General features: G+C 37.4%; 19 protein-coding genes. 5 read left to right on the top strand and 14 right to left on the bottom strand.

What is annotated here, in order from left to right:
- Positions 1–55 precede the first annotated feature (55 nt).
- The 12 genes from ribBA to H4J76_RS06540 form a co-directional block, all read right to left on the bottom strand.
- Positions 56–1,165: a bifunctional 3,4-dihydroxy-2-butanone-4-phosphate synthase/GTP cyclohydrolase II gene (gene ribBA / locus H4J76_RS06485; protein WP_070375862.1), complete on the bottom strand. Its 1,110-nt coding sequence runs from the start codon at positions 1,163–1,165 to the stop codon at positions 56–58.
- An 82-nt stretch (positions 1,166–1,247) separates the two neighbouring features.
- Entirely contained in the window at positions 1,248–1,913 is a 666-nt protein-coding gene (locus H4J76_RS06490; RefSeq protein WP_182216703.1) for a riboflavin synthase, read from the bottom strand.
- A 55-nt stretch (positions 1,914–1,968) separates the two neighbouring features.
- Complete coding sequence (gene ribD / locus H4J76_RS06495; RefSeq protein WP_182216701.1) at positions 1,969–3,105, bottom strand: bifunctional diaminohydroxyphosphoribosylaminopyrimidine deaminase/5-amino-6-(5-phosphoribosylamino)uracil reductase RibD; 1,137 nt, start codon at positions 3,103–3,105, stop codon at positions 1,969–1,971.
- Entirely contained in the window at positions 3,106–3,561 is a 456-nt protein-coding gene (gene nrdR / locus H4J76_RS06500; protein WP_070375859.1) for a transcriptional regulator NrdR, read from the bottom strand.
- A 229-nt stretch (positions 3,562–3,790) separates the two neighbouring features.
- A complete protein-coding gene (gene glyA / locus H4J76_RS06505) occupies positions 3,791–5,047 on the bottom strand; it encodes a serine hydroxymethyltransferase (RefSeq protein ID WP_070375858.1) in 1,257 nt (418 codons plus the stop codon).
- Between the two features lie 306 nt (positions 5,048–5,353).
- On the bottom strand, positions 5,354–6,043 hold the full coding sequence (locus tag H4J76_RS06510) for a hypothetical protein (protein ID WP_182230289.1): 690 nt from the start codon (positions 6,041–6,043) through the stop codon (positions 5,354–5,356).
- Entirely contained in the window at positions 6,040–6,642 is a 603-nt protein-coding gene (locus H4J76_RS06515; protein WP_070375856.1) for an RNA polymerase sigma factor, read from the bottom strand. The genes H4J76_RS06510 and H4J76_RS06515 overlap by 4 nt, the downstream gene beginning before the upstream one ends.
- Before the next feature lie 32 nt (positions 6,643–6,674).
- Positions 6,675–7,838, bottom strand: a complete 1,164-nt coding sequence (locus H4J76_RS06520; protein ID WP_070375855.1) for an ABC transporter permease — start codon at positions 7,836–7,838, stop codon at positions 6,675–6,677.
- Positions 7,835–8,581: an ATP-binding cassette domain-containing protein gene (locus H4J76_RS06525; RefSeq protein ID WP_182216697.1), complete on the bottom strand. Its 747-nt coding sequence runs from the start codon at positions 8,579–8,581 to the stop codon at positions 7,835–7,837. Before H4J76_RS06525 ends, H4J76_RS06520 begins: the two co-directional genes overlap by 4 nt.
- A gap of 13 nt (positions 8,582–8,594) precedes the next feature.
- Positions 8,595–10,061 (bottom strand): alpha/beta fold hydrolase, encoded by a 1,467-nt coding sequence (locus H4J76_RS06530; RefSeq protein WP_182216696.1) that lies wholly within the window; start codon positions 10,059–10,061, stop codon positions 8,595–8,597.
- Between the two features lie 120 nt (positions 10,062–10,181).
- Positions 10,182–10,388: a hypothetical protein gene (locus tag H4J76_RS06535; RefSeq protein ID WP_182230290.1), complete on the bottom strand. Its 207-nt coding sequence runs from the start codon at positions 10,386–10,388 to the stop codon at positions 10,182–10,184.
- A gap of 145 nt (positions 10,389–10,533) precedes the next feature.
- Entirely contained in the window at positions 10,534–12,117 is a 1,584-nt protein-coding gene (locus tag H4J76_RS06540) for an isocitrate lyase (protein ID WP_182202968.1), read from the bottom strand.
- 342 nt (positions 12,118–12,459) lie between these two features.
- Here H4J76_RS06540 and H4J76_RS06545 point away from each other — a divergent pair, with 342 nt between their 5' ends.
- The 5 genes from H4J76_RS06545 to H4J76_RS06565 all read left to right on the top strand — a co-directional run bounded on the left by H4J76_RS06545 (position 12,460) and on the right by H4J76_RS06565 (position 17,857).
- Positions 12,460–13,395 (top strand): LysR family transcriptional regulator, encoded by a 936-nt coding sequence (locus H4J76_RS06545; RefSeq protein ID WP_146795953.1) that lies wholly within the window; start codon positions 12,460–12,462, stop codon positions 13,393–13,395.
- A 9-nt stretch (positions 13,396–13,404) separates the two neighbouring features.
- The gene (locus tag H4J76_RS06550) at positions 13,405–13,782 is read left to right on the top strand and encodes a CidA/LrgA family protein (protein ID WP_182216694.1); all 378 of its coding nucleotides are present in this window, start codon (positions 13,405–13,407) and stop codon (positions 13,780–13,782) included.
- A complete protein-coding gene (locus tag H4J76_RS06555; protein WP_310733510.1) occupies positions 13,779–14,498 on the top strand; it encodes an LrgB family protein in 720 nt (239 codons plus the stop codon). The genes H4J76_RS06550 and H4J76_RS06555 overlap by 4 nt, the downstream gene beginning before the upstream one ends.
- A 472-nt stretch (positions 14,499–14,970) precedes the next feature.
- Positions 14,971–17,151, top strand: coding sequence for a malate synthase G (locus tag H4J76_RS06560; protein WP_182216692.1), 2,181 nt, complete (start codon positions 14,971–14,973; stop codon positions 17,149–17,151).
- A 340-nt stretch (positions 17,152–17,491) separates the two neighbouring features.
- Entirely contained in the window at positions 17,492–17,857 is a 366-nt protein-coding gene (locus tag H4J76_RS06565) for a hypothetical protein (RefSeq protein WP_182216691.1), read from the top strand.
- Positions 17,858–17,956: 99 nt separating this feature from the next.
- On the opposite strand, the gene H4J76_RS06570 is transcribed toward H4J76_RS06565, so the two are convergent.
- Positions 17,957–19,528, bottom strand: coding sequence for an ATP-binding protein (locus H4J76_RS06570; protein WP_182216689.1), 1,572 nt, complete (start codon positions 19,526–19,528; stop codon positions 17,957–17,959).
- Positions 19,529–20,530: 1,002 nt separating this feature from the next.
- Complete coding sequence (locus H4J76_RS06575) at positions 20,531–20,929, bottom strand: hypothetical protein (protein ID WP_182222783.1); 399 nt, start codon at positions 20,927–20,929, stop codon at positions 20,531–20,533.
- Between the last annotated feature and the right edge of the window lie 30 nt (positions 20,930–20,959).

Raw genomic sequence — 20,959 nt, forward strand, 5'->3', positions numbered from 1 at the left:
AAATGTTCATCTATAAAAATATTTCTATAGATGAACAAACTCGGACTAACGTTAATTATTCCGCTATATATTCAACAACTTCAAGACCAAATCCTGATAACGAATGATACTTAGTTTGTGAACTTAACAAGCGCATCTTACTAACACCTAAGTTAGAAAGGATTTGTGAGCCTACGCCAACGTTACGAGAGCCAACATGACGCTTTATTTCATTAACAACTTCACCCGCATCAATTTTTGCATACTTTTCAACTTGAGAAATTAACTCCGCAGTAGATTCATGCTTACCTAAAAGTACTAAAACACCGCCTTCTTTGGCAATTTTTTCTAAAGCATTAGCCATTGGCCATTGAGCAACACTCTCACGTTGGCTAAATAATAAATCTCTAAAGGTATTTTCTAGATGAACACGAACTAGTGTTGGTTCGTCAGCTTTAATCTCACCTTTAGTTAGGGCAAAGTGCGCCTGTCCATCAATGGTGTCTTTAAATACTGTTAAATCGAATTCTCCAAAGGCTGTTGGTAACTTACATTGAGAGACACGTTCAATAGTGGTCTCATTAGCATTTCTATATTCAATTAAGTCGGCAATGGTGCCCATCTTTAAATCATGCTTTTCAGCAATAATTTCTAAGTCTGGGCGGCGCGCCATAGTACCGTCTTCATTGAGTATTTCAACAATAACGGCGGCAGGCTCTAAACCCGCTAAACGCGCTAAATCGGTTCCAGCTTCCGTATGGCCTGCGCGATTTAATACACCTCCATCTTTGGCTATTAATGGAAAAATATGCCCCGGCTGAACAATACTTAAATGATTAGCATCTTTGGCAACAGCAGCTAATACAGTCGTTGCACGATCGCCAGCAGAAATCCCGGTAGTTACTCCTTGAGCGGCCTCAATTGACACCGTAAAATTAGTGCTAAATTGAGCGTCATTTTTTTCAACCATCAAAGGTAACTTGAGCTGCTGGCATTTTTCAACCGTCATCGGCATACAAATTAAACCACGACCGTGAGTCGCCATAAAATTAATGGCTTCGGGGGTTACTTTTTCAGCAGCCATAATGAAGTCACCTTCATTTTCTCTGTCTTCATCGTCCATCAAAATGACCATTTTACCTTGAGCAATATCGTCAATAATTTCTTGTGGGGTATTTAAATTCATGATCATCTCTTTTATTTAATTTTTTTTCATAATTTTGAGGAATACAATAGTGCGCTTGATATACAGACGCCACCTTGTTTGTTTACTTCATAAAACCGTTACGTGCTAATAGTTCATGAGTCACACCAGAACTATGGTGCTCGGCCGTGCTAGCGGCTTTTTTTGTTAATAGCCTTTCGATATAACGGGCGATTAAGTCAACTTCTAAATTGACTTTAGTGCCCGCTTTATATTGAGCAATAATGGTTTGCGCGTTAGTGTGAGGAACGATCGTTAGACGAAATTTATCATCGGTGACACTGTTAACTGTTAAGCTCGTGCCGTCAATTGTGATAGAGCCTTTTTCGGCAATGTATGGCGCTAAATCACTTGGCATTTCAAGCCAGTATTCTAGGCTATTACCATTATGTTCAATCGAGGTTATTGCAACCACAGCGTCGACATGGCCAGACACCATATGTCCGCCAAAACGAGTGGTGGGTAACATGGCTTTTTCTAAATTAACAGCCTGCCCTGTTTGATAATCAACAAAGCCAGTACGCTGTAAGGTTTCATTAGAAACATCGGCACTATAAGTTGATGAGTCAAAAGCGACAACGGTTAAACAAATGCCATTGGTCGCTATTGAATCACCTAATTTAACATCACTCATATCTAATAAACCGGTGGAAATAACAATTCTTGCACCCTGTCCAGTAATGTTTATCGCTTGAATGCTACCAACTGCTTCAATTATTCCTGTGAACATAATCACTCTTTAAGTCATTTTTAGGTCAAGTAAAACTCAACACCATACTAAAATTTTACGGTAAAAGTTTAGCAATAATACGGATATCTTTGCCGATCATACGTAAATCAATTATATTTAGTTCTTTTGCTTGGCTCAAGCTTTCAATGCTTGTCATATTCACTAAGCTTTTACTGTCTGCACCCATCAATTTAGGGGCTTGATATAAAATCAATTCATCGACTAAATTTTTTTCAATAAAAGCACCCGCTAATCGAGCACCTGACTCAATGAGTACATCATTTAAATTTAGCTTAGCTAAATATTGAAGTAATGCATGTAAGTCAATCTGTTGTTCATTAGCTAATGTATTGACTACAGGTAAAACCACCTGCCTTACAAAATGAGGCCATTGATGAATGTTTTCAATGGTACGACGAATTAAAATTATTGGGCTGTGCTCATTAAATAAAGCTAAGTTAGGCGTTAAGCGATTTTTTGTATCTATAATCACTCTTATCGGTTGCCTAACGTCTTCCTTTTGATAACTAGCTTTTAATTCTCCTAGCTCAGACCAACGTACCGTCATTTTTGCATTATCGGTTAATATACTGTCAGCACCACTGATAATCGCACAACTTTGTGCACGTAAACGCTGGACATCTTGTCGAGCTTGAGGGGAAGTAATCCATTTACTTTCACCATTTTTCATCGCGGTTTTTCCATCTAAACTCGCCGCTAATTTACAACGGACGTAGGGCAAACCTGTGGTCATTTGTTTGATAAAACCAACATTTAAATCTTCAGCCGCTTGTCTTAACAAACCGTGTTGCGAAGATATTTCCGCTTGTGCTAACATTTTCAAACCATTACCAGCAACTTTAGGATTTGGATCAACCATCGCCGCTATGACATGTTTAATACCGGCAAGAATAAGTCCTTTAGCACAGGGCGGCGTTAACCCATAATGACTACAAGGCTCAAGTGTTACATAAGCGGTTGCACCTTGCGCATTTTTACCCGCCATTGCTAACGCGTTAACTTCAGCATGACCTTCACCCGCTTTTTGATGAAAACCTTCTCCGACAATTTCACCATCTTTTACCAAAACACAACCAACGCGCGGATTAGGCGAGGTGGTAAAATGTCCTTGTTTGGCAAGCATTATAGCCCGTTGCATAAAACGGTAATCTTCGGCTGAAAATTCTTTCATCTATTTTTCATTACCTAAGCGCGCAATTTCTTCACTAAATTCGCGAATATCTTCAAAAGAGCGATAAACCGAGGCAAAACGCACATAAGCGACTTTATCTAATTCTTTTAATTGTTCCATGATGATATTACCAAGCAACTCACTCGATACTTCTCGCTCACCAGTGGCACGTAGTTTTGATTTGACTTTATTAATCGATAGTTCGACTTGCTCGACACTCACCGGACGTTTTTCGAGTGCTCGCACTAAACCATTACGCATTTTATCTTCATTGAAAGGCTCACGTGAACCATCATTTTTAATAATACGTGGCATAACTAACTCAGCAGTTTCAAAGGTAGTGTAGCGCTCATGACAGGCTAGACATTCGCGGCGACGGCGAACTTGATGACCGTCAGAGACCAAGCGAGAGTCAATGACTTTGGTATCTAAGGCTCTACAAAAAGGACAATACATGGAAAGCTCCAAAAAAGGTTATACCAATCCCAATAAGTATATTTTTATCTTAATGGACTCGGTACTTTCGACACATAGCTCTGTTTAATTGACAGAAACAATAATGGCCGCTAATGCGGCCATTTTAGTCTAATTAAGCTATTGTTACATTAACTTATTTATAGCTTTTCCCATTAGACTTTAAGCGCCACAGCTATATCGCTTAAGACACTAAAGTCGTTAGCTTAATTTACGCGTATACAGGGAAGCGTGAACAAAGTTCTTTAACACTGGCTTTAACATCAGTAACCGTCTGTTCATTGTTGATATCGTCTAAAATATCACAAATCCAACCCGTTAATGCTTGAGTTTCAACAACACCAAAACCACGACGCGTAATAGCCGGAGTACCTAAACGTAAACCAGAAGTTACAAACGGAGAACGTGGGTCGTTAGGTACTGAGTTTTTATTTACCGTAATATGGGCACGGCCTAATGCAGCATCAGCATCTTTACCTGTAATATCTTTATCAATTAAGTCAAGTAACAACAAGTGGTTTTCAGTGCCGTTAGAAACAACTTTGTAACCGCGTTCCTGAAGAACAGCAACCATAGCTTTAGCATTGTCTAAAACATTCTGTTGATAAACTTTAAACTCAGGTTCTAATGCTTCTTTAAATGCAACCGCTTTAGCTGCAATAATGTGCATTAATGGGCCACCTTGGCCACCTGGGAAAACAGCAGAGTTTAATTTTTTATAGATAGCTTCATCATCACAACCCGAAATAATTAAACCGCCACGAGGACCGGCTAATGTTTTATGAGTAGTTGTAGTAACAACATGCGCATGTGGCACTGGGTTTGGATATAAACCGGCGGCAATTAAACCAGCAACATGAGCCATATCAACGAAAAAGTATGCGCCAACACCGTCTGCGATTTTACGCATACGTGCCCAATCAACAACACCAGAGAAAGCAGAAAAACCACCAATGATCATTTCTGGTTTATGTTCTTGTGCTAAACGTTCCATTTCTTCGTAATCTATGTCACCTGTTTCTGGGTGAAGACCGTATTGAAATGCTTCGTAAGACTTGCCAGAAAAACTAACATGAGAACCATGCGTTAAATGACCACCGTGAGCTAAACTCATTCCTAACACTTTACCACCTGGAGTAACAAGCGCTTGAAAAACTGCAGCATTAGCTTGAGAACCAGCATGAGGTTGCACGTTCGCGTAAGTTGCGCCAAATAATTCTTTTGCACGGTCTATGGCTAATTGCTCAGCGATATCTACGAATTCACAACCACCGTAGTAACGTTTGCCTGGGTAACCTTCAGCATATTTATTAGTTAATTGAGAACCTTGTGCTTCAAGAACACGCGGGCTACAGTAATTTTCTGAAGCAATAAGTTCGATGTGCTCTTCTTGGCGAACTTTCTCATTGCTCATCGCTTGATAAAGTTCCGGGTCAAAATCAGCAATATTCATATCACGTGTAAACATGGTTTTTCCTCAATTATTCAGCCTTAGCTGTTACAGACAATTGTCTAATGGATAGCAAAATTTATGCGGCGTATATTGCCTGAAATCAGCTCAGTTGTACACGGATAAAGGTACAAGCTTTAGCTCATTTAGTAATCTAATATGCCAAGAGTGTTGCTGTTATTATCGATAAAAACTTTTACAGCTTTGATCAACGTTAACAGTAAATAGAATATAACGAAGAAAAAAAGCAATAACAAGAAATTTAAAACAGAAATAAAGCAGAAAAACAAAATATAATCTATCTTATTAAGAAATAACCAATATTTATTTTATTAAAATATCATTTAGTTGTTTTAACTCTTCTTGCCTTTTTATATAAAAAGACTGACTGACAAGCCAAATACTCACCAGAAATATATTCAAAATAGCTAGACCAACAATGGGCGATTTTTCTAATTGCTCGGTGACAGCAAAAACATACCAATTGGCAAAGGGCCCAATAATGAGACAAGAGAACTTTATTAACTTGATGTAGCTAATAGACGACTGACAACCGAGAATGGCATGTTCAATTGCTTTATCAGGACTGCCACAAGTTATTTTCCATGCCGATAAACGAGCTTTAATGGCAAATATTACAAAAATAATGGAAAGAATGCCACCACCACCTAAGTAAATAATGGTTGCTTGATCTTTCGAGCCACTGAGCCACATATAGCTAGCAACAAACAACATAGCCAACGTAGCCATAATATCTATGACTAATAAAGATTTAGCCCACACAGTTCTTTGCTTTGTTCGTTTAAGTAAACGGTTAATATCGGTTTTAATAATAGGTTGGCTTTGCCAGTCTTGGCTCATCTGCGCCCATTGTTCATCAATTACCGAACTATCGAGTGGTTTAGTCGCTTTATTCTTGGGTAAAGTTGCAACATCAAGTATCGCCTCAGCTTGACTTTGAGTAGATAAAATCACTTTACTTTTTTTATGTAACAGGGAATCTTCTTCGTTCATACCGCCTCCATTAACTTACTCAAAGCGATTTTTGCGCGTTGTAAACGCACACCAACAAGATTAACGGATATCACTAAAATATCGGCAATTTCTTGATAACTCATGCCTTCGAGCGCTAAGGTGATCACTTGCTGTTGTTCAAGTTTAAGTTGCCTAATAGATTGAGCTAAACGTTGTTGTCTACGTTGTTTTTCTAAGCTCTGATGGGGTGTAGGTTGAATTTTATCTTGCTCTGTCTCTTGGCAAATATCATCAATACTTTGCTCTACCTTGACACTTTTTACTGCTTTGGCAACATGCGTAGCTAAAACATTATGAGCAATACGAGCGACAAAAGTTTTTACCGTACAGTCATTTCTAAAGCTAGGTAGTGCCCGCCAAAGATTGAGGGCTATTTCTTGAAAAAGCTCATCTTGAATTGACGGTTTTGCTTCAAATCCGGTAATGATATGACGGAGTAATTTTTCATACTCTGTCATCCATTGGGTGAATGTTTGCTGATAATTTGCAGTACGTTTCAAAGAATAACTCAATATATGTTGATACGCCGTTTGAAAGCGGTCTTGTTGCTGTAATGTTAATTCTATCGAGTTATTCATCTTAATACCAACTCAGCGTATTGTCATAAAGATTAACTTAATGACATCACCACTTTTTCTGATTTTAATTTTTGTGCGAGTGCCAGCACTAATGCCACGGTCATCCCCACCGTAATTGCGGTGGTACTTGCAAGCACAGTCCAATCGACAGGTAAGCCCTTAAAAACATCTTCCATCAACATTGATTGTCCTGAAATAGGTAACCAATTCACCCATTCAGGCTTATCATCAATCATCATAATGGCAAACGGTACCATAGCAGGAAGCATAATTAGCATAGAGACGGTTGACTGTGCTTCTTTAAAACTTTTCGCTTGAAACGAAAAGAATAATTGTAAAGCCGTTGCAAAAAAACATAGTGGAATAAGTAGTAGTAATAAGGCCGCAATACTAAAGGCATTTAAACTAAAGGTTGCCCCTATTTTAGTGAGATCAATAAAGCCAACAGAAACGGTGGTCAATACCAACATGATAACAATAGACAATACTGAAATAGAACTGGCACAAGTCATTTTTGCCAACACTATTTTAAGGGTACTGACCGGCTGACATAGTAGCATCTCTAAAACATTACGTTCCCGCTCACCCGCACTCGAGTCAATGGCAATTGATAGCCCTGAAACAAAAGCGCCCATCAATAAATAGATACCTAAAAACATCGAGACCATCACTGCATTGCTGGTTGGAAGTGCTGTATCTTGTTCTTGCAGAACAATAGGTTGTAATAAATTAATATCAACTCCCCTGACCAGTAAACGCTTATAACCGATAGCAAGTGAGTATTCTCGTACCACTTCTTTGACTCTTCGGATCGGTGCACTAGAGGCTTTTTTACCAAAATCTGCACGTAAAACAACGTCTATAGCCTGACCCGCTAACATTTTTTCAGCAAAATCTTTTGGTATATCTACTTCAATATTACGTTCTTGCCATGCGTACTTTTCTTCTTCAGGTACATCGGCAAATTGTAAAATATTATTGACGGCAAACTTCTCAATCAATTTGGGTGCAAATTCAGCGCCGGTAAATTGCACATAAATAGGGGGGTTATCAACGATTTCTTTGATCATGGTTTTCGATATTACCATAATCATTATTGGTGCGAATAAGCCCATACTTAACGCGACCATCAAGGCACGTTTATCACGAAAGGCTTCTCTTAATTCTTTAATTAATAATGCTTTAAACTGGATCATGCGGCAACTCCTTCATCTGAGCCAATTAATTTAACAAAGGCATCTTCTAATAATTTTTCACCCGCTAAATCACATAACTCTTGTGGCGTGCCTTGTGCGGCTAATTTGCCATTAGAAACAATAATGACCCGATCACATAAGGCTGCAACTTCTTGCATGACATGTGATGAAAATAAAATACAATGACCTTTCTCTTTAAATTTGGCTAAGTGATTGCGCAAAACTCGTGTGCTCATTACATCGAGTCCGCGAGTCGGTTCATCAAGAACAAAGTTTTTCGGCTGATGCACTAAAGCCTGAGCTAAAGTGACTTTCATCCGTTGCCCTTGCGAGAAGCCAACCGTTTTACGATGCGCTAATTCTTCCATTTCTAAATCTTTAAATATTTGCGCTATTGCCGCTTTTTTCTTCGCTCCTTGCATACCATGAAGGCTGGCAAAATAGTCCACTTGTTCATAGGCAGTTAAACGCTCGTACAAACCAAATTTATCGGGGAAGATTCCTAATCGTTGCCTAACCGCTAAAGGGTCTTCTAAAACATTAATACCATCGACTAATACCGAACCTTCATCAGCTTTTAGCAAACCATAGAGAGTACGTAAACAAGTCGTTTTACCCGCACCATTTGGACCTAAAATACCAGTGATCTCACCATTTTTCGCGGTAAACGACAAACCATCTAGGGCTTTTACCGTATTTTTTTTATCGATAAAGCTTTTATGTAAATTGTTAACTTCAATCATAATAATTATATCCTTATAGGTTGCCGTTTAAATGCGTCATAAATGTTTCACTTTTTAACTCAGCTAAACACGATTCATCTAAATCATTCGGATCGAGTGTTGTTAGAAATTCATTAACAATTTCAATACCGCAAGGCGTTGAAGCAACAATATGTGCACTGTTTTTAGAAACAATGTGGTGATTATTAGGTAAGGTTTTGGCAGATTCATCACCGTTACTCGGCGGTGTTACTGGGTCTAAATTTCCTGATAAAATAAGTGTTGGGATATTAGCCGTTACACTTTGATAGAAATCATCGCTAACCGCATACTTAGGCCATAACGGACAGGCTTGTAGCCAAGCACTATGGCTGTCGTTGCCACCAAAAGTATTGTTGGCATCGCCAGCAAACATTTCAGTAGTAATTTTAGGAAAGTCTTCATTACAGACAATATTTAACGTTAAGCCCACATACATACCCATTCCCCCTTCTGACATGGCAATTAAACCAATCATAGGTTGATAGTTACCTAAAAAAGCCTGATGTATAACCAAGGGCACTAAAGTACGGGTTTGCATAGAGTATAATTGCATGCGTAAATTACTAATAAACTTGCTACGACTTAACACGAAGTCAGTCTTTGTACCTAAACGGGGATGCGCTATTTTAAGATTTACCGGCGCTTGTTCTAATCGAGCAATAACCGCTGTAAAGTCATCTTTTAATGAAGGGTAAGCGCTGTTACAACTTTCATCTTGCTGGCAGTTTTCGAGTAATAAATTAAATGAACGCGCGGAACTTTGACCAAAAGTACCAATAGGCACTTCAATGGGACCAACACTGTCTAGTACGACACTGTTAAGTGCATCAGGAAAAAGGCGCATATAAACCAAAGCCGCACGTGTGCCGTAAGAACCACCATAAATATTAATTTTTTCATGGCCGAGTGCAACGCGTACTGCATCAAAATCACGAATAGCATTTTCTGAATTATATTGACTTAAGTCGCCTTTGAATTGTGCGATACAGTCTTTGATTTCTTGTGGAGAAAAGTCTTCAGGAATAATTTCATAAGCGTTTCTTACTTCATTTTCATCACACGATAAAGGATGTGATTTCCCCGTACCCCGTTGATCCACTAAAATAATGTCATGCGACTTTTTAATTTCACCAAAAGTACTAAATATATGCGCAGCTAGTTCAACGGATGCTTGACCTGGCCCACCCGCTAAAAACATTAAAGGCGTTTTATTTTGACTACTATCAATAGCCGGCAACACCGCAAAATTAACGCTTATTTTTTCACCTTCAGGTAAACTATAATTTTCTGGTACTTGTAATGTGCCACACTGAACTTGCGACTTAATGCCCTTTAGGTGGCAGTTTTCCAAGCTTAAAACTTCTTTATTATTATTTTGTGTATTATTGTCTTCAGCTAAAAGTAGTGAGCTAAAACTCAGTAAACTTAATGCTAAAAGGCTTTGCCATTTTATTTTCATTATTTTATTCCTTTTAAAATATCGAACATATAGTCTCAGCCTTAGACTTTTTATTACAGTTTATTTTAATAAAGCTGCATTTATTTTTAAATGATTGTTTATAAGTGACATTTAGCAGTATTATTTTAAGCAAGGATCGGTAATTTCTACCATGACGGTTTTAGGATATTTTACTGCAACTTCAAGAACAGATACTGAAATAAATTCAGCATGACGATAAGTGCGCAAGACGAATGCTGACCATTCGTCGTTCATTGCCATCCATGGCACCACGACATACCGTACATCCTCGGCTCGGGCATCCATGCTTCGCTCTACCTCCTGCATCCATGCATCCATGCAGTCGTATACATTCGTCGTTCATTGCCATCCATGGCACCACGACATACCGTACATCCTGTACATAAAAAAACCGAATAACATTTAATGCTATTCGGTTTTTACTTCTAGAGAAAACTGTTTTTAATCGTGATTAGAACTGGTTAGAGGTGTTGTTCTCGCCACCTGCTTTAAGCGCGTTCTCACCAGCAAAGTATTCTTTGTGATCATCACCCATGTCAGAGCCTGACATGTTTTGATGTTTAACACAGGCAATACCTTGACGAATTTCTTTACGTTGTACACCTTCAACATAACCAAGCATCGCCGCGTCGCCAAAGTATTCTTTAGCTAGGTTATCTACAGACAATGCTGTTGTATGGTAAGTAGGAAGCGTGATTAAGTGATGGAAGATACCAGCTTTACGTGAAGTCTCAGCTTGGAAGCTACGGATTTTGTCATCTGCTGATGCAGCTAACTCAGTCGTATCGTAATCAACATTCATTAAATCAGCACGTACATAGTTAGATACATCTTCACCCGCAGCAACCATAGCGTCAAACGCTTGCTGGCGGAAGTTTAATGTCCAGTTGAACGATGGGCTGTTGTTGTAAACAAGTTTAGCATTTGGAATTTCTTTACGAACTTCATCCATCATGGCTGTGATATCGGCAACGTTAGGTGTCGCTGTTTCTATCCATAACAAATCAGCACCCGCTTTAATTGCTTCTATGCTGTCAAAAACACAACGCTCTTCACCAGTACCTTGACGGAATTGGTATAAACCAGAAGGTAAACGTTTAGGACGAACAAGTTTACCGTCACGGTTAAAGCATACATCGCCTTCAGCCATGTCAGCTACGTCAATCTCTTCAACATCTAAGAAAGAGTTATAGATATCACCTTGATCGCCTGGCGTTTTAACAACCGCGATTTCTTTAGTCAGGCCAGCACCTTCAGAGTCAGTGCGTGAAACGATGATACCGTTGTCGATACCTAGTTCAAGGAATGCATGACGTAAAGCACGAATTTTTGAATGAAAATCTGCATGAGGAACCGTTACTTTACCATCTTGATGGCCACATTGCTTTTCATCGGCAACCTGGTTTTCGATTTGAAGAGCACAAGCGCCTGCTTCAATCATTTGCTTAGCCATAAGGTAAGTTGCTTCTGCATTACCAAAACCAGCATCGATGTCAGCAATAATTGGTACAACGTGAGTAACATGGTTATCAATTTTATCTTGAATAGCGGCTTTATCAGCGGCACTTGCTGCGTCTAGGTCGCGAAAAAGACCACCGAGTTCACGTGCATCGGCTTGACGAAGAAAAGTATAAAGTTCTTTAACTAAAGCAGCGACAGATGTTTTCTCGTGCATTGATTGGTCAGGAAGAGGACCTAATTCTGAACGAAGTGCTGCAACCATCCAACCTGAAAGGTATAAGTAACGACGGTCTGTTTTGCCACCAAAATGTTTCTTAATAGAAATCATTTTTTGTTGGCCAACAAAACCGTGCCAGCAACCTAAAGACTGAGTATACTTAGAGCTATCAGCATCGTAAGCATCCATATCGCGACGCATGATGTCGGCAGTATACTGAGCGATATCTAAACCAGTTTTGAATTTATTCTGTGCTCTCATACGAGCTATTGACTCAGGATTAATAGTATCCCAAGAGGTACCTGCATTTGCTTTAATCGCTTTAACCGCTTCTATTGCATTTTGATAATTAGACATAGTACTCTCCAAGAGTCTGATAATATTTTTAAAAGGTCTTGTTCGCTTCAACACTTAAAATAAAAAGTAAAAATTAAAGCAAACACACCGAACAAGACAAAGTCTAGAACATCCTGAGAGTATTCTTAAAATATATAATATCAATCACTACCATTCACAAGATAAATACCAAACTCACAAATAATAATTGTACTTATTTTTCAATAGGTAATAAGCATAAACCTCAGTATTACCGCTTTAAAAGCTGATTAATATTTTTATTAGACAATGAAAACTTCTTGATTTATTTTTCTGCACATGACATATACATTAGTTATATTATTTCTGTTGGTCATAAAAACTATGAATATTGCTAAAATCGATTTAAATCTCCTTATTTACCTTGATGTTTTATTAAGAGAAAAAAATGTTACTCGTTCAGCAAGCCAGCTTAATATTACCCAACCGGCAATGAGTAACGGTTTAAAAAGACTAAGAAACTTATTTAATGATCCGATATTAGTAAGAACATCTGATGGCATGGTACCAACCGAACGCTCGCGCGCTTTAGCACCGGTGATCAGAAAAATCTTATTAGAACTTGAAGAAGCGTTGCAGGGTGAAGAAGAGTTTAATGAAAAGCACAGCCAACGTGTTTTCCGCATTATGGCAAGTGATTACGCGGCTTCAACGTTACTGCCAAGTTTATTAAGAAAAATAAATGAAATTGCGCCGAATGTGACCATTGATATTATGACGCCAAGTGACGTAACTTTTCACGATGTTGAAGCTGGCAAAATTGATATGGCGATTAACCGCTTTGATGAATTACCACAGTCATTTCATCAGAAAACCATCTGGCGTGATTCATTCTCATGTTTGTTAAGTGCTAATAGCCCTTATGTAGCTGAATTCAATTTAGATACTTATCTGTCATCAAAGCATGTTTGGGTGTCAAAAACTGGCTTTGGGGTTGGGGTGGGTATGGATCCCAAAGACGTACAAAAATTGGGTTGGGTAGATGAAGCGTTAGCACGTTTAGGCAAGCAAAGAGATATAAAGGTATTTACCCGTAATTATCATGTTGCCATGCAACTCGCTCATGAAGATGGCTTAATCGCCACTTTACCGACAAAAGCGGCTTTATTACACAAAGATGATAACAAATATACCATTGTTGATCCCCCTTTTGACATTCCTGATATAGAATTAAAAATGATTTGGAGCCCGTTATTACATCATGATGCTAGCCATATTTGGTTTAGACAACTGGTTATTGAAGCGGCAGCACAAGGGTAATATTACGCCATGTTTAGTCATATAATCTACAGTATATTCTCGGTAGGCATTTGTTTGTTAGCAGGAAAAGTGATTGAGACTTTCCTGCCGATCTTACCTGCGAGTTTATATGGCATGATGATGTTCACCATGCTACTGCATTTTAAGATACTTAATGCCAAGCGTATTCAACCTTGTATTGAGTGGGCGTTGGCTAATATGGCGGTTTGTTTTGTCCCTGCGGGTGTTGGCATCATTAATCACTTCGAATTAATTAAAGCGCATGGCTTAACCTTAATTGCCATCATCTTTTTTACGACCTTTTTATTACTCACCTTTGTTGGACTTGTTTATCAGCGACAACTTAATCGACAGCAATTAACCGCAACTAGCGAGCAAAACAAGTGATAAGCCACCCCCTTTTATCAATGATAAGCGCTGCCTTATTTTTTATACTGCTTACACTTGCGGTTTATCATGCTTATGCCAAGTTACAACAAAAATTAAAAAAAGCCTGGTTAAATCCAATGCTGTTGTCGATCCTAACGCTGATCCCATTTTTGCTAATATTTAACATTCCTTTTGAACAATATTACCAAGCCACCGCCTCATTAAATAAACTCTTAGAGCCTGCTGTTGTGGCTTTGGGTTTCCCGTTATACCAGCATCTTCAAACGATTAAAAAACAATGGCGACATATAATGGTACTGCTATTGGTTGGGGTATTTATCGCCATATCGATAAGTTTTATCATCACTTTATTGACCATTAATCAATACGATATTGCCGTTTCGCTTTCTTTGAAATCAGTAACAACACCGATTGGCATAGCATTAACGGAACAACTCAATGGCAGTAATTCCATCACTGCGTTTGCGATAATTTTAGCCGGATTGTTTGGCGCTTTATTAGGTCCTCCTTGGCTATCTTTAATTAAGGTCACCTCACCTAAAGCACAAGGCTTAGCTATTGGCGCGGCGAGCCATGCATTAGGAACCGCAACAATTAGCAAAGTGAGTTATGAGCATGCCGCCTACAGTTCTTTGGCTTTGATTATTTCAGCGGTTATCACTGCCATCTTTAGTCCAATGATTATTAATACTTTGGTACTTTTTTTACGCTAACGGCCCACAACGATTTTACTATATAGAGTGCTCACTATGAATACTCGGCAACAGCTTCACCATAATATTTTTGATGAAAAATGATTAACGCGCTTTATCAAAAGTTACATTCACAAAAAAAACAAATCAAACAACTTACATTCACAATATTTATGGTAGCTATTATTAATAACAATAATTAGTTATTGGACCGATTTTAATAAAATCAAAAACCAAATAGTCTATAATTATCATTTAGATATAATAAAAATCACTTATCAAAATACAAAAATAACAACTAATTTCTTTAGGAAACTTTTTTCAGCTCTTGCATGAAAAAATAATACCTCCTACATTGCACTTAGATACTGTTATTAATTATGTTTAATGCTCTTTTAGAAAGAGGGTTAAATACATTTATGATAAAAATATTTACGCCATAGTTAAATATTCAAATAGAAGTTGCGTAAATGATTGCACAAGAGGAAACATGATGACCCCGTACATAAAGATCCAAAATATCCAAGTAGCGCAATGTTTACATCAATTTATTGAACAGGATGTACTTCCTCATAGCCTAATTTCACCAACAGATTTTTGGCAAAACTTCTCAACAATCATTGAAAAATTAACACCTATTAATAAAGCCTTGTTAGCAACACGTGATGATTTACAAACAAAAATAGATGGCTGGCATCAGAATAACTTTGCCGATAACTTTGATTTTTCATCATACAAAAAATTTCTAAAAGATATCAATTACTTGGTACCTGAGGTTGATGACTTTGCCATAACAACCAAAAATGTAGATGCTGAATTAGCAACAATGGCGGGTCCGCAACTCGTGGTACCAATAATGAACGCTAGGTTTGCCATTAACGCCGTTAATGCTCGTTGGGGAAGCTTGTATGATGCCCTTTATGGTAGCGACGTTATTTCTTCAGAAAATGGGGCTGAAAACGCTGGTGGCTATAATGCCATTCGTGGTCAAAAGGTTATTGAATTTGCCCGACAATTTTTAGATCAAAGTATTCCATTAACTGCTGGTAGTCACGTCCAAGCGAAACACTACAACGTATCTGATGCTCTTTTAACGGTTACACTTGAAAGTGGCGAAACCGTTAAACTTGCAAATGGCGATGCTTTTAAAGGTTATCAAGGCACAGTAGATGCACCAACCGCGCTATTGTTTGAACATAATGGTTTACACTTTGAAATTAACTTTAATAAAAGTAGTGTTATCGCAAAAAGCGATAAAGCAGGTATTTCTGACATTACCCTTGAGTCGGCTTTAACCACCATTATGGATTGTGAAGACTCTGTCGCAGCCGTTGATGCTGATGATAAAGTGGTCGCTTATAAAAACTGGTTGGGATTAATGCAAGGTAACTTAACCACTGACTTAGTCAAAAATGGTAAAACTATTCAGCGCACTATGGCGGTTGACAGACAGTATCATCAAACTGATGGCGCGAACTTAACGCTAAAAGGCCGTAGTTTAATGTTTGTCCGTAATGTTGGGCATTTAATGACGAACAATGCCATCTTATTAGCTGATGGCTCTGAAGTGCCAGAAGGTATTATTGATGCCATGGTAACCTCACTAATCGCTAGCCTTAATTTACAACAAACTGCCGATGCCAAGTCATTTTGTAATAGTGCAGAAAAATCAATTTATATTGTTAAGCCAAAAATGCATGGTCCAGAAGAGGTCGCTTTTGCTAATACATTATTTGAACAAGTCGAAGATGCTTTAGCGTTAACAAGAAACACCATAAAAATGGGTATAATGGATGAAGAGCGTCGTACAAGTGTTAATTTAAAGGCTTGTATCGCTCAAGCTAAGTCTCGTGTGGTCTTTATTAACACTGGCTTCTTAGACCGCACCGGTGATGAAATTCATACATCAATGGCGGCTGGTATTATGGCTAAAAAAGCAGATATCAAGTTAACACCTTGGATAAGCGCTTATGAAGATAATAACGTTGATGTAGGCTTAGCCTGTGGCTTTAGTGGCAGAGCACAAATTGGTAAGGGCATGTGGCCCATTCCTGATCAAATGTTGAATATGTTAGCTACTAAAATTAATCACGTACAAGCAGGGGCAAATACAGCTTGGGTACCTTCTCCTACAGCAGCAACCCTGCACGCCTTGCATTATCATAGAGAGAATGTTTTCGCGCTTCAGAAAAAGTTAATGCTACGTACTCCGGCTAACTTAGATGATATCTTAACGATACCACTCGCAAAAGACACCAACTGGAGTGAGCAGGAGATCTCTGATGAACTCGATAATAACGCTCAGGGTATTTTAGGCTACGTTGTACGATGGATTGATCAAGGTGTCGGTTGTTCAAAAGTGCCTGATATTAATAATGTCGGTTTAATGGAAGACAGAGCAACTTTACGTATCTCCAGTCAACATATGGCCAATTGGATGAAGCATGAGGTTTGTAGTGAACAACAAGTGTTAGCCAGTTTGAAAAAGATGGCTAAAACTGTTGATAGCCAAAATAAAAATGATGTTAACTATCAACCAATGGCAAGTAACTTTGAAAAGAGTATCGCTTTTAAAGCGGCTTGTGATTTAGTATTTTTAGGCACAACACAAGTTAATGGTTATACCGAACCTTTATTACATAGTTACCGACTAAAAGTGAAGCAACTCAGTTAGTCTCATCTAATACGCCCTCTAAAAAAGAAATATTAATCTTAATATTTCTTTTTTTATTTAAGCTCAATGAAACTTTCCTCCACAATTGCCTGTCTATCTAACTAACTAATACACTTTTAATGATGATTTACCTGGGTTAAGTAAGACTAAAAAGCCATTAAACTCAAATTTTTAACCATTGAACTTATATCGTTGGCTATATATTTCTTAACAATTTATAGTTAGGGTGTAAACAATATAGTTACAATTTCAATTAGATAGAATAGTACAAGTAAGATTGTTTTCAATACAGAAATTTTGTAGTCAATGCTATGTGAATTTATAAGACGAGGATCGCAACATGAAATCACAAATTAGAACGGTAGCGTTAAGTGCCATATTCAGCATCATTGGATTGTGCTGTACCCTTTCGACTGCTTCAGCAGAATCAAATAACGCACAAATGAACAAAGAGCTAAAGACGATTACTTATATGTTTGCTTTTCCTAAAGTGGTAGATGAAGGTGGCGCTAAAGAAAAACCCTTGTTAAAGCCAGACAATAACTTAAAAGAACTTAACGCAGCTACAACAACCACTAAAAATGGATATTTTGAATTGGCCATTATTTTTAATGATAAATTGCAGCAGTTAATTTCCGCTTTATTTGTTGATGATATGGGTAACGCTCGTGACATCCCCTTAAAGCAGTTATCTAAAATAGACTAAACTCAAACAACGACTTTAATCATAATAGCCTAAAAATCATTTCAGGCTATTAATAAAAAAAAAGCCTCAAGGGCTTTTTTTTTAACAGAAAAATAAGGTTTATGCTTCAAGTTCACCTTGTTTATCTTTTATCGGTACCCTGACCTCAAAACTACAGCCTACTTTTGTATCTAAGCATTTTATAGTGCCTTTTAATTTTGCGTCCACTAAATTATAAACAATATTCATTCCTAGACCTGAACCACCTTGACCACGTTTGGTTGTAACAAAAGGGTCGAAGATACGATTAACAACACTGCTATCTAATCCTTTGCCATTATCACTATAGGTCAGTGTTAAAAAGCCATTATCCTCAACAAACTTTATTGAGATTTCACCACTTTCTCTTTCGTCAAAACCATGAATGTGCGAATTGGTTAAAAAATTTGTCAGAATTTGATTCCATGCACTTGGATAAGTGAGCAAATTAAGTTTTTCATCAACGTCGATATTAATGACATATTTTTTACGTTTAAAGAGAGTTTTTACCGTGTTAACAACATCATTAACGTGTCTGGATAAATTAATTTTCAACTCTGGGTCGGTATGTTGCTCAACAGCAACTGATTTAAAACCTCTGATTAATTCAACCGCTTTGTTTAAACTCCTTTCAATAATATTCTGATATTCAATCAACAGACTCAAGGTTTTAGTTAAATGTGATTTGGTCAGATTTTCAGTCTCTACCGAATGGCTTAACTCCAAGACTTTCTCTTTTAATGCCGTTATTGATGTAACACAGATACCCAATGGCGTATTAACTTCGTGTGCAACCCCTGCAACCAATTGCCCTAAAGAGGCCATTTTCTCTGATTGTACTAGTTGATCTTTTGCTAATGTTAAGTCATCTAAAGATTGTTGTAATTGGTTGTTGCTCGAGGCCAATTTAGCCGTTCGGTCATACACTTTTACTTCAAGTTCACCGTTAAGGTTAATTAACGCATTTTCTGCATCTTCTAACTTTAAGATATCGTTTTTTAAAGTGGTACGCATGTTATTAATCGTTTCGGCAAGCTCATCAAGTTCGTCTTTAGCTTTTGGACGAGAGCTTAATACCAAGGGCGTATCTATTTTATCAGCCGCAACTTGTTGCGAGTAATAAGTAATATGATAAATATGACGAGTAATAAGCCAATGAACGATGAATATAATAAAAAACGCCACAATAAAAATCTTGATCACTTCGGCAGTTAAAATAAATCCTGCTTGCTGCCACAATCGTTGATAAATATCTTTATAGCTCGCGGTAACAATAAGCACACCAATATCATTTTCGCTATAAAATATCGGGTACTCAACGACTTTATCGGCTGAGATATTTTCGTCACCAAACTGATAAGTTTTACCAAAACCTGTGACAATTTTCACATGACTAATATCAGGTAATTTTACAATACCTTGAATTTGTTGTTGTACTAACGGCTCGTTAAAATCCCACAAGCTAGTGGATATAGATTGAAGATAACTTGTTTCAACATTGCTAAATCTTTGATCTAACGTCGTTAGACTTTCATTGTAGTTAACATACAATTGCAGAAAAGTTGAGCTGATAGACAATACCGAACTACATAGCAATATGTAAATAAGTACTCTACGGCTTAACTTACTATTAAAGGATCCAGATTTTTCCATTTATCACACCATCAATAAAAGCAGTAAAATAGATACGACTATCTGTATTACTTAAAAAAGTTTTTATAACATCATTTAAATATTGATCTTGTTTAATGTCAATAAAAATAACGACATAAACCTGTCAATCAGCATAAAAAAAACGCCTCTAACGAGCAAGGTTTGACTTAGATGTATTAACATATCTAGCGACAAATATTGCTGCGGTTATATATTCTAGTGCCTGTACTAGCACCTTTTAAATAGTAATATCTACTGCCTTATGTTCTACAAAATAAGGTTTATCAGACATCGAAAATAAATCAGTATTAATACGGTCAGCAAGTATAGCCTTCGCTTTTAACAGCATAGCTAAATAGCCAGTTTAATGTAAGGCACTTTCCATGTTGTCGACAAAAAATATGCGCACACTAAGCACAGATTATCCATTTCTCTCATCTTGGGTCTATAGGCTCCAACCATATCTAAATGTTGATCTTTTTGTAATCATTAACCAAAAGATAATGCTTGTGTATTTAGCGTAGCACAAGAAATAATATCCGCCTTATTGATATAGTTTTTTAAATTTTCAATAGCTTCACAATGAATATAAAAAGATACACCAGAGGTAGCAGCGGCTCTTTATGCAGTCGGTGATAACGCATAAATACTGATTTAACATTAATTATTTTAATACGAATAACAAATACAAATTTTGAATAGGTGACAGTTCATGCAAGTAATTATCAGAGATTAGTGTAATGAATTTACTACTGGCATCATTAATAGTTTTGTTTGTCGACTTGCCCGTATTTTTTTAATATCAAGATGTCAACGCAGCGGCGCAGTAATATTTTGGTCAATGCGCTTTGTAAGCGCATTAACAATAGAGACAGTAAAGCCTAGTTTACTGCCTCTGCAGAGCAAGCTTGATAATTTTTAAAGGATTAGTTAACCAATAAAATAAATCATCACATGAGCAATCATTAATAAACATCAGCTACTAAGACTTAACTGAGGACTTTACGCTAACGTTTTATATTTAGGTATCCGTCTCTTTATTGCACTGGTTAAGATAACAATTAATGCTGGGAATGCGGCGTAGAGCATGGTTATTAATATTGACTGACTAAAGAGTATCGCTAAAATAATAAAACCTAAACTTGGTAACATTAGCCAAAATGTATGTTCACTTGCACAGACATTGAACAAGCTGCGCATAATAAAAATAATAGCGCCCGTTAATAAGAATGCGGTGAAAGCGGTTACAACTCCGGCATGATAATTAAGTATAAAATGGGGATAAGAATGAAATACTTCAGAGATAGGAGCAGAGACTCCAAAACTGACTAACCAAAAAAACGTGCCTGCAATTAGGCAGCCGAAGTTAAACGACCACAACTTTTTATTAATAGATATCACTAACGACCCTTACTTTTATTATTATTTTTA

Source organism: Colwellia sp. BRX9-1 (assembly GCF_014077195.1).
In the GTDB taxonomy this organism is placed as follows: Bacteria; Pseudomonadota; Gammaproteobacteria; order Enterobacterales; family Alteromonadaceae; genus Colwellia_A.

Coding starts and splice junctions, on each gene's coding strand:
- ribBA (WP_070375862.1), bottom strand. CDS start 1,165: ATGAATTTAAATACCCCACAAGAAATTATTGACGATATTGCTCAAGGT.
- H4J76_RS06490 (WP_182216703.1), bottom strand. CDS start 1,913: ATGTTCACAGGAATAATTGAAGCAGTTGGTAGCATTCAAGCGATAAAC.
- ribD (WP_182216701.1), bottom strand. CDS start 3,105: ATGAAAGAATTTTCAGCCGAAGATTACCGTTTTATGCAACGGGCTATA.
- nrdR (WP_070375859.1), bottom strand. CDS start 3,561: ATGTATTGTCCTTTTTGTAGAGCCTTAGATACCAAAGTCATTGACTCT.
- glyA (WP_070375858.1), bottom strand. CDS start 5,047: ATGTTTACACGTGATATGAATATTGCTGATTTTGACCCGGAACTTTAT.
- H4J76_RS06510 (WP_182230289.1), bottom strand. CDS start 6,043: ATGAACGAAGAAGATTCCCTGTTACATAAAAAAAGTAAAGTGATTTTA.
- H4J76_RS06515 (WP_070375856.1), bottom strand. CDS start 6,642: ATGAATAACTCGATAGAATTAACATTACAGCAACAAGACCGCTTTCAA.
- H4J76_RS06520 (WP_070375855.1), bottom strand. CDS start 7,838: ATGATCCAGTTTAAAGCATTATTAATTAAAGAATTAAGAGAAGCCTTT.
- H4J76_RS06525 (WP_182216697.1), bottom strand. CDS start 8,581: ATGATTGAAGTTAACAATTTACATAAAAGCTTTATCGATAAAAAAAAT.
- H4J76_RS06530 (WP_182216696.1), bottom strand. CDS start 10,061: ATGAAAATAAAATGGCAAAGCCTTTTAGCATTAAGTTTACTGAGTTTT.
- H4J76_RS06535 (WP_182230290.1), bottom strand. CDS start 10,388: ATGCAGGAGGTAGAGCGAAGCATGGATGCCCGAGCCGAGGATGTACGG.
- H4J76_RS06540 (WP_182202968.1), bottom strand. CDS start 12,117: ATGTCTAATTATCAAAATGCAATAGAAGCGGTTAAAGCGATTAAAGCA.
- H4J76_RS06545 (WP_146795953.1), top strand. CDS start 12,460: ATGAATATTGCTAAAATCGATTTAAATCTCCTTATTTACCTTGATGTT.
- H4J76_RS06550 (WP_182216694.1), top strand. CDS start 13,405: ATGTTTAGTCATATAATCTACAGTATATTCTCGGTAGGCATTTGTTTG.
- H4J76_RS06560 (WP_182216692.1), top strand. CDS start 14,971: ATGACCCCGTACATAAAGATCCAAAATATCCAAGTAGCGCAATGTTTA.
- H4J76_RS06565 (WP_182216691.1), top strand. CDS start 17,492: ATGAAATCACAAATTAGAACGGTAGCGTTAAGTGCCATATTCAGCATC.
- H4J76_RS06570 (WP_182216689.1), bottom strand. CDS start 19,528: ATGGAAAAATCTGGATCCTTTAATAGTAAGTTAAGCCGTAGAGTACTT.